The 17,751-nt window shown below is 59.7% G+C and carries 18 protein-coding genes; 16 read left to right on the forward strand and 2 right to left on the reverse strand.

What is annotated here, in order from left to right:
- The 14 genes from H8699_RS10555 to rpsI all read left to right on the forward strand — a co-directional run bounded on the left by H8699_RS10555 (position 1) and on the right by rpsI (position 9,897).
- A complete protein-coding gene (locus tag H8699_RS10555; protein ID WP_249285661.1) occupies positions 1-300 on the forward strand; it encodes a KOW domain-containing RNA-binding protein in 300 nt (99 codons plus the stop codon).
- A 4-nt stretch (positions 301-304) separates the two neighbouring features.
- Entirely contained in the window at positions 305-526 is a 222-nt protein-coding gene (infA, locus tag H8699_RS10560; protein WP_138296488.1) for a translation initiation factor IF-1, read from the forward strand.
- 32 nt (positions 527-558) lie between these two features.
- Positions 559-672, forward strand: coding sequence for a 50S ribosomal protein L36 (gene rpmJ, locus H8699_RS10565; protein WP_138296487.1), 114 nt, complete (start codon positions 559-561; stop codon positions 670-672).
- Between the two features lie 142 nt (positions 673-814).
- Entirely contained in the window at positions 815-1,186 is a 372-nt protein-coding gene (gene rpsM / locus H8699_RS10570) for a 30S ribosomal protein S13 (protein WP_138296486.1), read from the forward strand.
- Positions 1,187-1,197: 11 nt separating this feature from the next.
- On the forward strand, positions 1,198-1,596 hold the full coding sequence (gene rpsK, locus H8699_RS10575; protein ID WP_138296485.1) for a 30S ribosomal protein S11: 399 nt from the start codon (positions 1,198-1,200) through the stop codon (positions 1,594-1,596).
- 22 nt (positions 1,597-1,618) lie between these two features.
- Entirely contained in the window at positions 1,619-2,248 is a 630-nt protein-coding gene (gene rpsD / locus H8699_RS10580) for a 30S ribosomal protein S4 (protein WP_138296484.1), read from the forward strand.
- An 89-nt stretch (positions 2,249-2,337) separates the two neighbouring features.
- Entirely contained in the window at positions 2,338-3,285 is a 948-nt protein-coding gene (locus H8699_RS10585) for a DNA-directed RNA polymerase subunit alpha (protein ID WP_249285662.1), read from the forward strand.
- 26 nt (positions 3,286-3,311) lie between these two features.
- Positions 3,312-3,824, forward strand: coding sequence for a bL17 family ribosomal protein (locus H8699_RS10590; protein WP_138296482.1), 513 nt, complete (start codon positions 3,312-3,314; stop codon positions 3,822-3,824).
- Between the two features lie 425 nt (positions 3,825-4,249).
- Positions 4,250-5,086 carry an energy-coupling factor transporter ATPase gene (locus H8699_RS10595; RefSeq protein ID WP_249285663.1) on the forward strand — a complete coding sequence of 279 codons (837 nt, stop codon included), beginning with the start codon at positions 4,250-4,252 and terminating at the stop codon, positions 5,084-5,086.
- Positions 5,074-5,937 carry an energy-coupling factor transporter ATPase gene (locus H8699_RS10600; RefSeq protein ID WP_249285664.1) on the forward strand — a complete coding sequence of 288 codons (864 nt, stop codon included), beginning with the start codon at positions 5,074-5,076 and terminating at the stop codon, positions 5,935-5,937. Before H8699_RS10595 ends, H8699_RS10600 begins: the two co-directional genes overlap by 13 nt.
- On the forward strand, positions 5,930-6,733 hold the full coding sequence (locus tag H8699_RS10605; protein WP_249285665.1) for an energy-coupling factor transporter transmembrane component T family protein: 804 nt from the start codon (positions 5,930-5,932) through the stop codon (positions 6,731-6,733). The genes H8699_RS10600 and H8699_RS10605 overlap by 8 nt, the downstream gene beginning before the upstream one ends.
- A gap of 1,352 nt (positions 6,734-8,085) precedes the next feature.
- Entirely contained in the window at positions 8,086-8,871 is a 786-nt protein-coding gene (gene truA, locus H8699_RS10610; protein ID WP_249285666.1) for a tRNA pseudouridine(38-40) synthase TruA, read from the forward strand.
- A gap of 180 nt (positions 8,872-9,051) precedes the next feature.
- Positions 9,052-9,483 (forward strand): 50S ribosomal protein L13, encoded by a 432-nt coding sequence (rplM, locus tag H8699_RS10615; RefSeq protein WP_171026105.1) that lies wholly within the window; start codon positions 9,052-9,054, stop codon positions 9,481-9,483.
- 21 nt (positions 9,484-9,504) lie between these two features.
- Complete coding sequence (rpsI, locus tag H8699_RS10620; RefSeq protein WP_147518609.1) at positions 9,505-9,897, forward strand: 30S ribosomal protein S9; 393 nt, start codon at positions 9,505-9,507, stop codon at positions 9,895-9,897.
- A 958-nt stretch (positions 9,898-10,855) separates the two neighbouring features.
- On the opposite strand, the gene H8699_RS10625 is transcribed toward rpsI, so the two are convergent.
- Positions 10,856-12,235, reverse strand: a complete 1,380-nt coding sequence (locus H8699_RS10625) for an MATE family efflux transporter (RefSeq protein ID WP_249285667.1) — start codon at positions 12,233-12,235, stop codon at positions 10,856-10,858.
- Between the two features lie 160 nt (positions 12,236-12,395).
- Here H8699_RS10625 and H8699_RS10630 point away from each other — a divergent pair, with 160 nt between their 5' ends.
- Positions 12,396-13,226 carry an alpha/beta hydrolase gene (locus tag H8699_RS10630; RefSeq protein ID WP_249285668.1) on the forward strand — a complete coding sequence of 277 codons (831 nt, stop codon included), beginning with the start codon at positions 12,396-12,398 and terminating at the stop codon, positions 13,224-13,226.
- Positions 13,227-13,845: 619 nt separating this feature from the next.
- On the opposite strand, the gene H8699_RS10635 is transcribed toward H8699_RS10630, so the two are convergent.
- Positions 13,846-14,367, reverse strand: a complete 522-nt coding sequence (locus H8699_RS10635; RefSeq protein ID WP_249285669.1) for a nitroreductase family protein — start codon at positions 14,365-14,367, stop codon at positions 13,846-13,848.
- 1,239 nt (positions 14,368-15,606) lie between these two features.
- Between H8699_RS10635 and H8699_RS10640 the strand changes: the two genes are divergently transcribed.
- On the forward strand, positions 15,607-17,730 hold the full coding sequence (locus H8699_RS10640; protein WP_249285670.1) for an ADP-ribosylglycohydrolase family protein: 2,124 nt from the start codon (positions 15,607-15,609) through the stop codon (positions 17,728-17,730).
- Positions 17,731-17,751: the final 21 nt, after the last annotated feature.

The following is a 17,751-nucleotide window of genomic DNA, read 5'->3' on the forward strand; positions in this document are numbered from 1 at the left end:
ATGGAGAGAATACCCCCTGAACCTGGAAGGATCGTGTTTTCCAAATCCGGAAGGGACGCGGGCAAATATTTCATCATTTTAAGTGTTTTGGATGATGATTATGTGTTATTATGTGATGGGCAGATGCGCAAACTGGCCAATCCCAAGAAAAAGAAACTGAAACATTTGGCAATTAAGCCTGAATGTATTGACAGTTTGCGGGAAAAATTGTTAAATGATAAGCGTATATTCGATTCAGAAGTGCGCAGTGCTTTGGAATCAGCCGGTTTCTATAACCGGAAGGTAAGCGGAGAGGAGTGAACCGATGTCCAAACAAGATGTCATTGAGGTTGAAGGCACCGTTGTGGAGGCATATCCTAACGCGATGTTTGAGGTGGAACTCAGCAATGGACATAAGATCCTCGCCCATATATCGGGCAAGCTGCGGATGAACTTTATCCGGATTTTGCCTGGCGACAAAGTGACTTTGGAACTATCGCCGTATGACCTGACCCGCGGCAGGATTACCTGGCGCGGCAAGGCATAAGGTTTATGTTCGTTTAAGGAGGTTTCTGGAAGATGAAGGTGCGTCCGTCGGTCAAGCCGATTTGCGAAAAGTGCAAAATCATCAAACGCAAGGGCCATGTGATGGTCATTTGCGAGAATCCCAAACACAAACAGAAACAGGGCTAAGGGTTAAAACAATTGCACAGGGCGGCTGCGGCCCTCTTTTGGAGCATGCCCCGCGGAGGGACGACCTGTGCAAACATGATGGCGTGCGTTTTTAAGAAGGAATTTTATCACCCTTTAATCAATTCAGGAGGTGTAGCTGTCAATGGCGCGAATTTCTGGCGTGGACCTGCCCCGGGAAAAGCGGGTCGAAATTGGCCTGACCTATATTTTTGGCGTCGGCCGTCCTACCGCGCAGGCGATTCTGGCCGCTACCGGTATCAATCCGGACACCCGTGTCCGCGATCTGACCGAGGCGGAGGTAGGTAAACTCAGAGAATATATCGATCAGAACGTGAAGGTGGAGGGCGACCTGCGTCGTGAGGTAGCCTTGAACATCAAGCGTCTGGTGGAAATTGGATGTTATCGTGGCGTTCGCCATCGCCGTGGCTTACCGGTACGCGGGCAGAACACGAAAAATAACTCGCGTACGCGCAAGGGCCCGAAGCGGACGGTTGCGGGCCGTAAGAAGAAGTAAGGAGGGTTACCATGGCGAAGCCTAAAGTAAAAAAGACGACGCGTCGTCGTCGCGAGAAAAAGAATATTGAACATGGCGCGGCGCATATCGCCTCGTCGTTCAACAATACCATCGTTACCATTACCGATACGGCCGGTAACGCCTTGAGCTGGGCCAGCGCCGGCGGTTTGGGCTTCCGCGGCTCGAAAAAGAGCACGCCCTTTGCCGCGCAGATGGCGGCCGAAACGGCTGCCAAGGCCGCGATGGAGCACGGCCTGCGCACGGTAGAGGTATTCGTCAAGGGCCCCGGCTCTGGACGTGAAGCGGCGATCCGTTCCCTGCAGGCGGCGGGTCTTGAGATCAATCTGATCAAAGACGTGACCCCCATTCCGCACAACGGCTGCCGTCCGCCCAAGCGCAGAAGAGGCTAATCAAGGAGGGAAATAAGCAGAAATGGCTAGATATACTGAATCGGTTTGCCGGCTGTGCCGCCGCGAGGGCTGCAAGCTCTTTTTGAAGGGCGACCGCTGCTATTCCGGCAAATGTGCGATCAATAAGCGCCCCACCCCCCCGGGCCAGCATGGCCAGGGCCGCCGCGGCAAGGTGTCCGAGTATGGCATGCAGCTGCGCGAGAAGCAGAAGGTCCGCCGTGCCTATGGCATGATGGAGGGCCAGTTCCGCCGTTACTTTGATATGGCGGAGAAGATGAAGGGCGTAACCGGTGAGAACATGCTCCAGCTGTTGGAGCGCCGCCTGGACAACGTGGCCTACCGCATGGGCTTTGGCGAGAGCCGCCCGCAGGTACGTCAGCTGGTCACCCATGGCCACTTCCTGGTAAATGGCCGCAAGGTGGATATCCCCAGTTACCTGGTCAAGGCCGGTGACGTGGTGACCGTGCGCGAGAAGAGCCGCTCACAGGAGCTGTTCAAGAAGATCCGCGAAAACGGCGCTTCCAAGCCCAGCCCCAAGTGGGTCGAGGTCAACTTTGAGACGCTGGAGGGCAAGGTCGTGGCGCTGCCCACCCGCGAGGATATCGACCTGAGCATCGAAGAGCATCTCATCGTCGAGTTCTACTCCAAGTAATCCATGTGGGAGCAAAAGCTGCGTTTCCGGCCGGTCCCATGGCCTGGCCGGGGCGGCTTAAACGATTTTAGCACAAGGAGGGCGATCCAATGATCGAGATAGAAAAGCCCAAAATCGAGTGTGTAGATAGAGGAGACGGGGATCGCTACGCCAAGTTTGTCATCGAACCGTTGGAGCGGGGCTTTGGCACGACGCTGGGCAACACCCTGCGCCGCATCCTGCTCTCTTCGCTGCCGGGCGTGGCGGTTACCACCGTGCGCATCGACGGCGTGCTGCATGAGTTCTCCACCATTCCGGGCGTCGCCGAGGATGTGGCCGAGATCCTGCTCAACTTGAAGGGCATCTCCGCCAAGATCCACTCCGACGAGGTCAAGACGGTGGTGATCGACGCGCAGGGCGCGGGCGAAGTGACGGCGGGGGACATCGTGTGCGACAGCGAGGTGGAGATCCTCAATCCCGATTTGCATATCGCAACGCTGAACGAGGATGCCAAGCTGCACATGGAGATCACCTTAGAGCGCAGCCGCGGCTATGTTTCGGCTGACCGCAATAAGCAGCCCAACATGCCTATCGGCGTCATCCCGGTGGATTCCATCTTTACCCCCATCCGCAAGGTGCATTACGCGGTGGAGAACACCCGCGTGGGGCAGATCACCGATTATGACAAGCTCACCTTAGAGCTGTGGACCAACGGCAGCATCTCCCCCGAGGAGGCCACCAGCCTGGCGGCCAAGATCCTGTGCGAGCACCTGATGCTCTTTGTCAACCTCACGGAGAACGTGGGCAGCGTAGAGATCATGGTGGAGAAGGAAGAGGACAAAAAGGAGAAGATCCTGGAGATGTCCATCGAGGAGCTGGATCTTTCCGCCCGGTCCTATAACTGCCTCAAGCGCGCGGGCATCAATACCGTTGAGGAATTGGTGATGCGCAGCGAGGGCGATATGATGAAAGTGCGCAACCTGGGGCGCAAGTCCCTGGAGGAAGTCGTACAGAAGCTGGCCGGTTTGGGCCTGAGCCTGCGCCTGAACGACGAGTAGCCTTAACGAAGTAAGGAGTGTAGACCATGTCTGGATATCGGAAACTGAACCGTCCGGCGGACCAGCGCAAGGCGCTGCTGCGCAACCAGGTGACGGCCCTGCTGTGGAACGGCAAGATCGAGACCACGCAGGCCCGCGCCAAAGAGGTGCGCGCGATCGCCGAGAAGCTGATCACCCTGGCGGTCCGTGAATATGACAATACCCTGACGGTGACCAAGGACGTTTTGAACGACAAGGGCCAGACCGTGCCCACCGAGTTCAAGATCGATGCGCCCAGCAAGCTGCATGCCCGCCGTCAGATCATGGCTTATGTGTACGATGTGCAGGAAGCCAAGCAGCCTAAAGAGAGCAAGAGCGATTACAAGGAGCGCACCGCGGACATCAAGCATCCCCTGGTGGAGAAGATGTTCGGCGAGATGGCGCCCAAGTACGCCAAGCGCAAGGAAGAGTCCGGCCAGGGCGGCGGCTATGTCCGCATGCTCAAAAAGGGTCCCCGCCGCGGCGATGCCGCCGAGATGGTGATCCTGGAGCTGCTCTAAGCGCAGGATGTAAAAGGGAAACCTTTTTGAAAGAGACTGGAGGGGGCGTCTTAAATGCGCTTAAACCGCCAGCCTCTTTTTTATTCTCGCAAAGCGGGAGCCGGGTAGGCCCAACCGTTTTAAAGGCGCCATGCTGCGCGAGGGCGCGGGCCGGTGAAGCACTCGCGCGGCCAAGGGAAAAGCAAACGCGTCTTAGGGCCTCGCAGTACCGGAATGGCAACGCCTTACCGTTTGCTTCCCCTTGTGGTTTGGATGAAAAGAGCAAAGTCTGCATGGCAAAGAACCTCGTGCGTTAGCAGACGGCCAGAATTGCCCCCGGTGTTCTTCCGCATGAGCAGGCGGCATAGCCGCACGGCCCGCCCTGCGTACCCTGCACCAAAGCCCAAGCCGGGCAGCGGCCCGCAAACGACAAAAAGGATGAGAATATGGAACCGATCATTCGCCTGGAAAACGTATTTTATGAATATCCCCGGGCTGAGCAGCCGCCGCTGCCGGCGCTGCGCGGCGTGTCCCTTGCGGTAACGCCGGGCGAGTTCGTGGCGGTCATCGGCCATAACGGCTCGGGCAAATCCACCATGGCCAAGTTGATGAACGGGCTGTACCTGCCCACAGAAGGCAGTGTCACCGTCAAGGGCATGGATACTGCGGACGACGAGAACCTGTGGCCCATCCGCCAGAGCGCGGGCATGGTGTTCCAGAACCCGGATAACCAGATGGTCGCCACCATCGTGGAGGAGGACGTGGCCTTCGGCCCGGAGAACCTGGGGCTGGCCCCCCAGCTGATCCGTCAGCGTGTGGACGAGGCGCTGCGCGCCGTGGGCATGGCCGAAAAGGCGCAGTCCGCCCCGCACATGCTATCCGGCGGGCAAAAGCAGCGCATCGCCATCGCGGGCATCATCGCCATGCGGCCGGAGATCATTATTTTAGACGAGCCCACCGCCATGTTGGACCCGGTGGGACGCGCCGAGGTGATGGATACGGTGGTCAAGCTCAACCGGGAGCAGGGCATCACCGTGGTGCACATCACCCACTTTATGGAGGAGGCCGTGCACGCCGACCGGGTGGTGGTGATGGAGGGCGGCCGCATCATCATGCAGGGCAGGCCCCGGGAGATCTTCCGCCAGGTGGCGCGCATCAAGCAACTGGGCCTGGATGTGCCCAAGATGACGGAATTAAGCTACCTGCTGCGCCAGCGGGGCGTAAAGGTGCCGGACGATACTGTAACGGTAGGGGAGATGGTGGAAGCGCTATGCCGATCGTAGTACAAAACCTGTCGCATACCTATATGGGGGGAGGGCCCTTCCGGGCGGAGGCGCTAAAGGATGTATCCCTCAGCATTGCCGACGGCGAATTTGTGGGCCTGATCGGCCATACCGGCTGCGGTAAGTCCACCCTGGTGCAGCACTTAAACGGGCTGCTCAAGCCCACCGCCGGCCGGGTGCTGGTGGATGGGATGGATATCAACGCCAAGGACGCGGACCGGCGCAAGGTCCGCCAGCTGGTGGGGCTGGTGTTCCAGTATCCCGAGCACCAGCTCTTTGAGGAAACGGTGGCAAAGGACGTGGCCTTTGGCCCCCATAACCTGGGCCTGGGCGAAGAAGAAGTGGACCGCCGGGTGAAGGATTCCCTGCGCCTGGTGGGCATCGACCCGGAGGAATACGGGCCGCGCAGCCCCTTTGAGCTTTCCGGCGGGCAAAAGCGGCGGGTGGCCATCGCAGGCGTGCTGGCCATGCGGCCTAAAATGTTGGTGCTGGACGAGCCCACCGCAGGGCTGGACCCGGCGGCCCGGGAGGAGCTGCTGCGGCTGATCCAGAGCCTGCACCGGGAGGCGGGAATGACCATCTTGATGGTCACCCATAATATGGACGACATCGCCCGGGTGGCGGACCGCATCGTGGTGATGAACGCGGGCAGCGTGGTGCTCAGCGGCACGCCGCGGGAGGTGTTCTCCCACGGGGCGCAGCTGGCGTCCTGGGGTTTGGGCGTGCCCGAGGCCACCCAGCTGATCGACGCGCTGAATGCGGCGGGCTGGGAGCTGCCCCAGGGGCTTTTCCGCCTGGAGGAACTGGCCGACGCCATCGCCGCGCGCGCCAAAGGAGGCCGGCATGATTAAGGATATCACCATCGGACAGTATTATCCCGGGGATTCCCCCCTGCATAAAATGGACCCGCGCATGAAGATCGTGGTGGCCATGGTGTTTATCGTGGCCATCTTCCTGGTCAAGACCTGGTGGGGCTACCTGGCGGTGCTGCTGTTTTTCCTGCTGGGGCTGCTGGTCAGCCGCCTGCCGGTCAAATTCATGCTCAAAAGCGTCAAGCCGCTGCTGTTTATCATTATATTGACGTTTGTGCTCAACCTGTTTTTGTCGCCGGAGGGCAACGCCCTGTTCCAATGGGGTTTTTTAAAGGTGACCGACCGGGGGCTGGAGATGGCCGCCATGCTCAGCCTGCGGCTGATCTTTCTGGTGCTTTCGGCCTCGCTTTTGACGCTGACCACCTCGCCCATCGCCCTGACCGACGGCATCGAGCGGCTGCTCTCGCCCTTAAAGGTGATCCACTTCCCGGCTCACGAGCTGGCCATGATGATGACCATCGCCCTGCGCTTCATCCCCACGCTGCTGGAGGAGACCGATAAGATCATGAAGGCGCAGATGGCCCGGGGCGCGGACTTTGAATCCGGCAACATCCTGCGTAGGGCCAAGGCCATGGTGCCGCTTTTGGTGCCGCTGTTCGTCAGCGCCTTCCGCCGTGCGGATGAGCTGGCCATGGCCATGGAGGCCCGCTGCTATAAAGGCGGCTCCGGCCGCACCCGCATGAAGGTGCTGCACCTGGCCCGGCGGGATTATATCGCCCTAACCGCCGTGGCGGTGCTGGTGGCGCTGCTGGTGCTGGAACGGGTGTTTTTGTAGGGTGGCTTGCCCCCTGGCGAGATATCTCGCGTATGGGCAGAAAAGCGGCGCTCGACCTGCGCTGCGCGGTGCAGGCGAGCCCGAAAGGGCGTAAGGAGATGCCTCGCCTGCGGCTTCGGAATGACAGAATTAGAAGTGGTGACCTGCGTGGGATAGTATGGGTTTTCGTTCAGTAGAAAACCAAGGCTTAATGCAAAACAGGGAGAAAAGTTAGGGAACGAGTTTTATATGTTAAGGGAGCGCGGAACGAACGCCGCCGGTGGCGGAGTAAGTGAGTGCAGCGCTCTGTGAGCATGAGACAAAGGCGAGCGGCCAACGCGCCGCGAAGCCTGCGTCCATAGCGAACAGAGGGGGCGCAAGCAGGGGGATTCCGATTTCCCCCTTAAGGCTAAAGCCCCTGAAGTTCACTGTGGATTTGCCCATCGCGGCGCGTCGGCCGCTCGGGCGCACCTCACGTTCACAGAAATCAACGCGCCCTTTGGCTCTGTAGGCCCGTCAGCCTCTGTTCGTTACGGGTTCGCCCTGCGCGGCTTTCGCCCCTTGGGCTTACCTCGTACTCACAGAGTACTGCGTTCGCTGCTTCCGGCACTGCCGGCGCTCACTCTGTACTCCACTGGCGGCGGGCGCTATAGATTTCCCTTAACAATCCCTAAACCTGAAGGTCCTCTGTTCACTGTGGGTTTGCCCGTCGCGGCACGCTGGCCGCTCGGGCGCACCTCACGTTCACAGAAATCATCGCACCCTTCATCTGCCACTGGCAGCGGGTGCTATAGATTTCCCCAAACGGCCACTAAAGTGGTGGGGACGGTGGTTTCTCAAACTCTCCTATGCAGATAAACAGATATATTTTTCAGTCGCTTCGCTTATGTTTCACTGCTCGATATCCATATCTCTTGCCTCCCTCTGACGAGGGAGGTGGCGCACCCATTGGGTGCGCCGGAGGGAGAGATTCCGCCGAACAAAAACCCATACTTCATTACTCGCTCCATTGTCATTCAGAGCGAAGTGCAGCTTGGAACAGGGGCAAAGCGCATGGCGGGAGAAGACGTAAGGGACGCATGTAGGAAAGAGCGGTTAGGTGGGACGAAGTCCCCCGGAGCGAAGAATCTCGCACATTGGCAGAAAAGCGGCGCTTGACCTGCGCTGTGCGGTGCAGGCAAGCCCGAAAGGGCCTAAAGAGATTCCTCGCCTACGGCTTCGGCATGACGGGATATAGGATCGCGCTATGCGGGCAAACCCATGCTTTCCCGCACAAGCTTCGAAGCGACAGGCGAGCGGGGCCTAACGGTGGAATGCCCGAGCTCGCACAAAAAATGACGAATCCGCCCATCCACCCAGAGAAAGGAGGCACCATGCGCGTCAAACTGATTGTGGAATACGATGGCACCCGCTACGCGGGCTGGCAGCGCCAGAAAAACGCCGTGGCCGTGCAGCAGCGCCTGGAAGAGGCACTCTGGGCCGTGACGGGGGAGCGCCAATCCGTCACCGGGGCCAGCCGCACGGATGCCGGGGTGCACGCCCTGGGTCAGTGCGTGCACTTTGATACGCGCTGCGGCATCCCGGCTGAAAAGTTCAGTTTTGCGCTCAACACCCGCCTGCCCGAAGATATCCGCGTGGTGGCCTCGGCCCGGGCGGCGGATGATTTCCACGCCCGCTTTATGGCCTGCGGCAAGCGCTATCGCTACCTGTACTGCAACCGGCCGCACCAAAGCGCCCTGGCGCGCAACTTCAGCTGGCACGTGTTCTGGCCGCTGGATGTGGAAAAGATGCGCGCCGCCGGCCAGCTTTTGCTGGGCTACCGGGATTTTGCGGCCTTTATGGCCGCGGGCAGCCCGGTCAAGGACACCCGGCGCACGCTGACCTATCTGGACGTGCAGCGCGAGGGGGACTTTGTCACCCTGACGGTGGAAGGGGACGGCTTTCTTTATAACATGGTGCGCATCATCGCGGGCAACCTCAATTACGTGGGCCAGGGCAAAATGCCCCCGGAAATGCTGCTGAAGCTTTTAAACGGCGCGCCCCGCCGCTTGGGCGGCCCCACCGCGCCGCCGCAGGGCCTGCGCTTAGAGCGGGTATTTTACCCCGGCGACGAGGCCAGCTGGCACCCGCCCCAGGGGCAAACCGCGCGGGAAACGTAAAAACGCCTTGACACTTTGCCCACAATCCAGTAAAATAATATGCGTGTTGGCATGGCTTACGCCCCGTTGGCTGTGGCAAACACCTTTTTTCCGCCAAGCGAATGTCCAGCGCGCGGCGGAGCATCCGGAAGCCAGGCTTCCATTTTTAGTGTTTGTTAAGAATATTGGGAGGGAAACTTCATCGTGAAAACTTTTATGGCGAACAGCCAGAATGTCGAACGCAAATGGTATGTGATCGACGCTGAAGGTCAGGTGCTTGGGCGCGTGGCTTCCCGCGTTGCCTCCATCCTGCGGGGCAAAAATAAGCCCACCTTCACGCCCCATGTGGATACGGGGGATCACGTCATTGTCATTAATGTGGACAAGATGGTGCTTACCGGCAATAAGCTGGATCAGAAATTCTATTACCGCCACACCCAGCACCCCGGCGGGCTCAAAGCGGTATCCTACCGTCATTTGATGGCGGATAAGCCCGAGCAGGCGCTGCAGCTGGCCGTTAAAGGCATGCTGCCCAAAAACAGCCTGGGCCGCGCGATGATCAAAAAGCTGCGCATCTACCAGGGCGCGGAGCATAACCATCAGGCGCAGAAGCCTGAGGCACTCGAGATTTAAAGGGCAGAGAGGAGAAAAGCTATGGCGATTGTTCAATATATCGGCACTGGCCGGCGCAAGACTGCGATCGCGCGCGTGCGCCTGGTTCCCGGCGAGGGCAAAGTGCTGATCAATAAACGCGATATTAACGATTATTTTGGTTTGGAAACCCTGAAGATGACGGTGATGGCGCCGCTGAACCTGACGCAGACCGCTGGCCGGTTTGACGTGCTGGTCAATGTGCGCGGCGGCGGGCTGACCGGCCAGGCCGGCGCGATCCGTCACGGCATCGCCCGCTCCCTGATCAAGGCGGATGCGGATCTGCGCCCGGCGCTGAAAAAGGCGGGCTTCCTGACCCGTGACAGCCGCATGAAAGAGCGTAAGAAGTACGGCCTCAAAGCCGCCCGTCGTGCGCCTCAGTTCTCTAAGCGCTAAGGAGAGCACAAACGGTATTTTATGCTATGCAAAAGCCCGGAACGAAAGTTCCGGGCTTTTTTGTTATCTGTATTTTCGGGCCAGTATCCTCTGGCAAGATCGGATTTTAATCTTTGGCATTCTGAGCCGTAAGCAAAGATGCGTTCGGCGCCCGCTGGCGCTTGCAGGTTATCGCCTTTTTACCGCTTCGCACATCTTGGGGCGCTAGCGTCCGCTAGGGGGTTTATCTGTTTCCAAACGGTAAACAATCCCTTAACCCCTTAAAACGGCCACTGAAGTGGTAGGGACGGTGGTTTCTCAAACTCTCCGATGCAGATAAAAAGATATATTTTCCACTCGTTTCGCTTATGCTCTGCCGTTCGGATCAACCCACACTCGCCTCCCTCTGACGAGGGAGGTGGCGCACCTTTGGGTGCGCCGGAGGGAGAGAATACCTTGAACGAAAACCCATACTTTCCCACGCAGGTTATCATTTCCAATTCTGTCATTCCGAGCGCCAGCGAGGAATCTCCTTACGCCCTGTTAGCTTCGTCTGCACCGCGCAGCGCAGGTCAAGCGTCGCTCCTTTGCCAACGCATGAGATTCTTCGTTCGGCCTTACGGTCTCCCTCTGAATGACAGGGCTATCGCCCTTTTAGCCGCTCTTGGCTTCCTATGTTTTCATACACGCTCGCCCGCCGTGCGCTTTGCTCCTGTCCCAAGCCCCCTCCGTTCTGAATGACAACGGAGCGAGTGCTAAAGTATAGGTTTCTATTCAACACAGTAAACAAGCGCAAGGCAAAGGGTGCGGCATACCCTCTGGATACGCCGGAGGGAGAGCTGCCGCTCAACAAAAGCCTATGGCCTCCCGGGCAGGTAGGCTTTTACACCTTTGCCCGGGAAGCCATAGGCCAGGAATCTTTTATAGCTTTTAAAAATGGCGGCACTCCTTGCCGGGGGCCAACTGCCGCATTTCCCCCTTAGGCGGCCTTAGGCGCGCCCTGCTGGGCCTCCAGGCGCTTAAACAGCCGCCGCAGCACCAACACCGCCGCCACGGCCAGGATGACCTCTGCCGTCAGCTGGGCATAGGCCAGCCCGTACAGCGGGAAGAGCAGGTTGAGCAGGTACAGCGCGGGGATCTCCAGCACGATCTTGCGCAGGATGGCGAAGATAAAGCTCTCCCGCCCCATGCCCGCGGCCTGGAAAACGCCCACCGCCAGAAAGTCGATGCTCAGGAAGGGCAGCCCCAGGCAGAACCCGCGCAGGAACTGGGCGCCGTAGGATACGATGGTCTCATTATTCATAAACATGCGGGTCAGTCCGTCCGCGCCGATAAAGTAGCAGGCGGAGACCAGCACCAGAAAGCTGAGCGATATCTTGGCCGAAAAGGACAGCGCCCCCTTCATGCGCTTTACGTTGCCGCTGGCGTAGTTGTAGCTGATCAGCGGCATCAGCCCCTGGGACATGCCCATGGCGATGTACATGGGCACCATGTTGATCTTTTGGGTGATGCCCATGGCCGCCACTGCGTCCGCCCCAAAGGCGGAGGTAAAGTTGTTGAGGATGGTCATCCCCGTAACGTTCAGCAGATTTTGGATGGCGGCAGGGATGCCCACGCCGCACACGCCGGTTACGATATCTTTACGCGGGCGAAACATCCTGGGCCGGATACATACATAGGTTCGGCCCCGCTTGACCAGCAGCAGGATGAAAAAGTACAGGCAGGCCACGCAGTTGGAAAGAAAGGTGGCCAGCCCCGCGCCCGCCGCGCCCATATTCAGCCCCCAGGGGAGGATGAAGATGGGGTCCAGCACGATGTTGAGCGCGCACCCGCTCATGGTGCCGATGCTGGCGTGCAGCGCCGCCCCCTCCGAGCGGACCAGGTAGGCCATCACTACGTTAAGAATAGCGGGGGTAGCGCCAAAGAGCACCGTCCAAAGCAGGTAGCCGTCCGTAGCGGCGGCGGTGTTGGCGTCCGCCCCCAAAAGGGCGAGCAGCGGCTGGCGAAAGAGCGTGCAGCCCAGCGAAAAGAGGATGCCGCACACCACGGCGCAGTAGAAACCGAAGGCAGAGCTGCGGTAAACGGTATCGTAATCCTTGCGGCCCAGGGCGCGGCTCATCATGCTGGAGGCGCCCACGCCAAAGAGGTTGTTTACGGCGTTAAAGGCCAGCAGCACCGGCGCGGCCAGGGTCACGGCGGCGTTTTGCACAGGGTCGCCCAGCATCCCGACAAAGTAGGTGTCCGCCAAATTGTAGAGCACCATCACCAGGGAGCTTAAAATGGTGGGCACGGCCAGCTTGGCCACCGCCCGCGGGATCGGGGTCTGTTCAAACAGGGTTATTTTCTGGGTATCTTCCATCTCGGTCTCTCCTTTTTGTTTGCTGCCAAAGTATATTCTAGCACCTTGGGCGGCAAATTGCACCCCTTGGCAGGGGCCGGCCTTTCGTGTATGATAAAGCATAGAGGGGTTACAAAATGTAAATCCCTACAGAGCATTGACAAAAATGGAGGGGAGAACAATGGCGCAATTACAGCTCAACTTTATCTCCGAGTGCCTGATGCGCACCGTGCCGGTAAACGTGATCATCCCGCTGGACAAGATCCCGCTGCCGGGCACGCCCAAGCGGGCGGATAAGCCCTTTAAGACCCTGTACCTGCTGCACGGCGGCTATGGCAATTATACCGATTGGCTGACCGGCACCCGCATCCAGCGCTGGGCCGAGGAGCGGGACCTGGCCGTGGTAATGCCCAGCGGGGATAATAAATTCTATGTGGATAATCTGCAAAACGGAGACCGTTACGGGGAGTTTATCGGAAGGGAGCTGGTGGAATTCACCCGCCGGATGTTCCCGCTTTCCAACCTTCGGGAGGATACCTATATCGCCGGCCTTTCCATGGGGGGATACGGGGCCACGGTCAACGGGCTGAAGTACAGCGATACTTTCGGGGCCATTGGCTCCTTTTCCGCCGGGTACATCCTGGACGACATCATCGGGGATACGGAGCTGGGGCAGGTGGCCAAATTCGGCCCCGCGTTTTATGAGCAGACCTTTGGCCCCAGAGAGAGCCTCAAGGGCAGCGACCGGGATTATGAGGACCTGGCCCGGCGGCTCGTGGCGGCGGGAAAGGAATTTCCGGCGCTGTATATCGCCGTGGGCACGGAGGATTTCCTCTATAAGCGGGTGAACGAGTACTGCCGCTACCTGGAGTCCCTGGGGGTGAGCTTTACCTACGAGGAGAGCGCCGGCGGCCACGAGTGGGATTTTTGGGACCGGCACTTAAAGCGCTTTTTGGATTGGCTGCCCTTAGAGGGCGGCACCGCGGGGCTGAACAGCGGCAACGTGCGCTGAAAGCGCAGGCCATAAAGCCCCCGGCCCCATCGGGAGCGGTGCCAGGCTCGTGCGCAAAATCTCGCACATTGGCTGGCTATGTGTTCTGTCATTCAGAGCGGGGCCAAAGGCCTCGCGAAGAATCTGGCGCGTTGGCTGGCAGCGAATTCTATTGATCGGGAACGAGGCCAGACCCGTGCGCAAAATATCGTTCATTAGCTGGCCATGTGTTCTGTCATTCAGAGCGAGGCCAAGGGCCTCGCGAAGAATCTCGCGCATTGGCTGGCTATGTGTTCTGTCATTCAGAGCGGGGCCAAAGGCCTCGCGAAGAATCTGATGCATTGGCTGGCAGCGCATTCTATTGATCGGGAGCGGTGCCAGGCTCGTGCGCAAAATCTGGCGCATTAGTTGGCCGTGTGTCCTGTCATTCAGAGCGAGGCCAGACCCTGGGCGAAGGTTCTTCCGCGTTATTGCCGCCCTGGGGCTTTGCCCTTTTTCACCGCCGTCCATCTATCGGGCGAAACCCCGCATGCGCCAGGTTTAGCGGCGTCCCGCACGCAAAGGGATAACCGGGGCGGCAAACGCATAAGGAATGCGAAAAGCGGGGCATTTTGCCCCGCTTTTTTTGCTTCGCCTCGCCCTATACCCGGTTGACCGAGATGGTCATGCCCATATCCTTGAGGGTGCTGTCCGTCTGGGCCGGGTAGCCAAAGCTGGCGCCCAGCACGGCCTTGTAGCCCGCCGGGATGCCCAGGTCTGCCTTGAGCTGCGCGTCCTGCTCGATGCCCTGGGACGAGGCCCAAATGATCACCGAGCCCGCGCCCTGTTCCGCAGCGGCCAGGGCCATATTCTGCATCACGCCCGCGGCGTTGACAAAGCTGATGCCCGCATCCACCTCCGCCCGGGCCGAGAGCAGGATATAGGCGGGCGGCCCGTACAGCGGGTCGTCCTGCGAGCCGGTCACCTTTTGGGTGGCCTGGGAGATGCGCGCGATCTTCCCGGCATCCTGCACCACGGTGATGTGCAGGTTCTCATAGCGGCCCATGCCCACCGGGCCCGCGCAGCCCGCCCGAAGGATCACGTCCAGCGCCGCCTCGTCCAGCTGCTTTGCGGCATACGCGCGCACCGAGTGGCGCGCGGCCATCGCCTGTTTCAAATCCATTGTCATTCCTCCCCTTTTGCCTTATTTCTAATTCCATCATAGCGCGGGGGCTAAGCCCCTGTCAAATGGGGGTTGACCTGGAGCGCGCTCCAGAGGTTAAAGTATAAAGGGGAAAGAAAAGGGCCGCGCCCTTGCAACAGGGCATGGCCGCAACCCTATGATTTTTTTTGGAAGGATGTGTTTTTATGGCGCTTATCACCCTTAACTTTTTTTCTCAGGCGCTGAACCGTATTGCCCTGCAACGTTGTTATCCCCTCGGATAAGGTGGTGGCCCGCGGGGCAGAGGCGGCACCTCGCGGCCCGTACAAGACGCTGTACCTGCTCCGCGCCGCCCCTTTGGCTTGCCCGGGCGGCGGCCCCGCTAAAGCCGGGACGGCGCCGGCTCCATGCGCCTGGGCGCGCTTTTTGGCTGAAGGCGCGCGCCAAAGCCCGCCAGGGCTCCTAGGCCGCCCGTTGCCCACCGCCATTGGTTTGCATTACCCTAAGGCTTTCGCTATAATGGTGGAAACACAGAGCATAAACCGACAAAACAGCTGGCGCACATGTCGTTCCAAGCGCGGGCAAGCAAGCTCATTATAAGCGCCTTGTCTGGCATTGGATCGCTTGCGCGCGAAATGGCAGAAGTGGAAATGATAACCTGCGTGGGAAAGTATACTTTAACGTTCGTTGTCATTCAGAGGGAGGCCGTAAGGCCGAGCGAAGAATCTTGCGCATAAACAGGAAAACGGCGCTTGACCTGCTTTGCGCGGCTTAGCTTACGTGCTCGCCCCGGCAACAGCAAAGCCAGGCAACTCTCGGTTCGCTGTGGGCTTGGTCTGCGCGGCTTAACTTATGTGCTCCCCCTGACAACGACAAAGTCAAGCAACTCGGGGTTCGCTGCGGATTCACCCTTCGCAGCACGTCGGCTGCTCGGGTTTATCTCGCGCTCATTGGGCGCTACGTTCGCTTCTTCCGCCACTGGCGGCGCTCGCTCCACGCCCTCACCGGGTACTGCGTTCGCTGCAAGTCTGGCTCTGCGGGTCGCCTCTGTTCGCTGAGGTTTCGGGCTTCGTGCCACAGGGCACTCGCCCTCAACTTACGCTCACAGAAATCATCGTGCCCTTCATCGCCCACTGGGCGCGGGCACTATAGATTTCCACCGGCGCTCGCTGCGCGCCCTCGCTGGCGCTTCGGAATGACAGAATGTAACCTTTCCCCTTGCGCAAAAACCATATCTATAAAAGAGAGGAGAACCCAAAGATGCGGATACCAAAGGATTATTTTTCCAGAGTGTATGCGGGCTGGCTGGGTAAGGTCATCGGCATCCGGCTGGGCGCGCCGGTAGAGGGCTGGACGTATGAAAAAATCGCCAGGGTGTATGGGGAATTGACGGATTACCCCATGGCCTTTCGCAACTTCGCCGCGGATGACGACAGCAACGGCCCGATCTTTTTTGCCCGCGCCCTGGAGGACTGCCGGGACCTTACGGCCTTTTCCGCCCAGGATGTGGGGGAAGCGCTGCTCAATTACGCCCCCTTTGAGCATGGCTTTTTCTGGTGGGGCGGTTACGGCGTCTCTACCGAGCATACGGCCTATCTGAATTTGCGCTCCGGCATCCCGGCCCCACGCAGCGGAAGCAGCGCGCAAAACGGCAAAACGGTAGCCGAGCAGATCGGCGGGCAGATCTTTATCGACCCCTGGGGCCTGGTGGCGCCGGGCGATCCGGAGCTGGCGGCCGGGCTGGCCCGCAAGGCGGCCAGCGTGACTCACGATGGCGAGGGCGTCTACGGCGGCATTTTTGTGGCCTGCTGCATCAGCCTGGCCTTTACCCTAAAGGATATTAAAGACGTGATGGCCCGGGCGTTAACCTTTATCCCGGCCCAGAGCGAGTACGCCCGGGTGGTGGAGGCGGTAAGCGCCTTTTACCGGGCGCACCCGGAGGACTGGCGGGCCTGTTTTGGCTTTGTTAAGGCGAATTTCGGCTACGATAAATACCCCGGCAACTGCCACATCATCCCCAACGCTGGGGTGATGGCGCTTGCCATGCTCTATGGCGGCGGGGATTTTAGCCGCACCATCACCATCTGCAACATGTGCGGCTGGGATACGGATTGCAATGCGGGCAATGTGGGCTGCATCATGGGGGTGCTGTGCGGCCTGGAGGGAATCGACGAGAAGTGGATCAAACCCATTGGCGATTTTCTGGCCTGTTCCAGCGTGCTGGGGGCGCTAAACGCGCAGGATATCCCCTATGGCGCGGGCTTTTTCGCCCGGATGGCTTACCGTCTGGCGGGGGAGGAGATGCCTGAAGCCTGGCAGGAGGTCTTATCCGGCCCGCAGCAGCGCTGCCATTTTGAGTTTCCCGGAAGCACGCACGCGCTGCGGGTGCAGACCAGCGGGCTATATCACCTGGCCAATAGCCAGGAGCAGGCGCACACCGGATGCCGCTCTTTGCGCTGGGTGATTGGCAACGCGGCCTCGGGCGAGCTGCATTACCTTTATAAGCAAACCTATTACCGTCCGGAGGACTTTGACGACTCGCGTTACGATCCGGCCTTCTCGCCGCTGGTCTATCCCGGCCAGCGTTTGCACCTGAGCATCCGCCCGGGCCTGGAGCCCGGAGAGATGGCGGCCTGGGCGCAGCCCTACGTGCGCGATGGGCGCACGGGCGAGGTGGTAACGGGGCAGTGGGTTGCGCTGGATCAGCCCAGGTGGTATGAGCTGTCCCTGCAGATCCCCGCCGGAAGCGGGCTGATCGGCCAGGCGGGCGTGATTTTGTGCGGCAGGGGCAAGGGGTTTGAGACCTCCTCGCTGACCGTGTATGTGGATGACCTGTATTTTGACGGGACGCCGGAGTATACCGTGGATTTTGCCCGGGAGAATATCGAGGTCTGGAACGGCGCGCTGCACCAGGAGATCAGCCAGTTTACCCGCCTGAAGGGGGTGGCCTATCTGGAGGGGGATTGCCTTGGGGTATCCTGCCATGATTTTGGCGCGGTCTACACCGGCGGGGATTTTGAGGATTACAGCTGCTCGGCCACGCTGGAGCCGGTCATCGGCCAGTGGCATCTGCTGAATTTCCGGGTGCAGGGGGCGATACGCAGCTATGCGGCGGGCTTTGCGCCCGACGGCCGGTTGGTGCTGATGAAGAACCAGAACGGTTACCGCGTCCTTTGCAGCTGCCCCTTCCCCTGGGAGCACGCAAAGCGCTACCGGCTGCGTATTTCGGCGCGCGGCGCAGCGTTATCCCTGGCGGTGGATGGGCAGACGCTGCTCTCTTATGAGGATGGGGATGCGCCTTACCTGCGCGGCGCCGTGGGGCTGTGCGTGCTGGAGGGCAGCCACTGCCGCTACCGGGATCTCAAGGTGGCCGGCCCGGTATAAAAGCGGCGCAACCGGCTACAA

Source organism: Luoshenia tenuis, assembly GCF_014384745.1.
Classification (GTDB): domain Bacteria; phylum Bacillota; class Clostridia; order Christensenellales.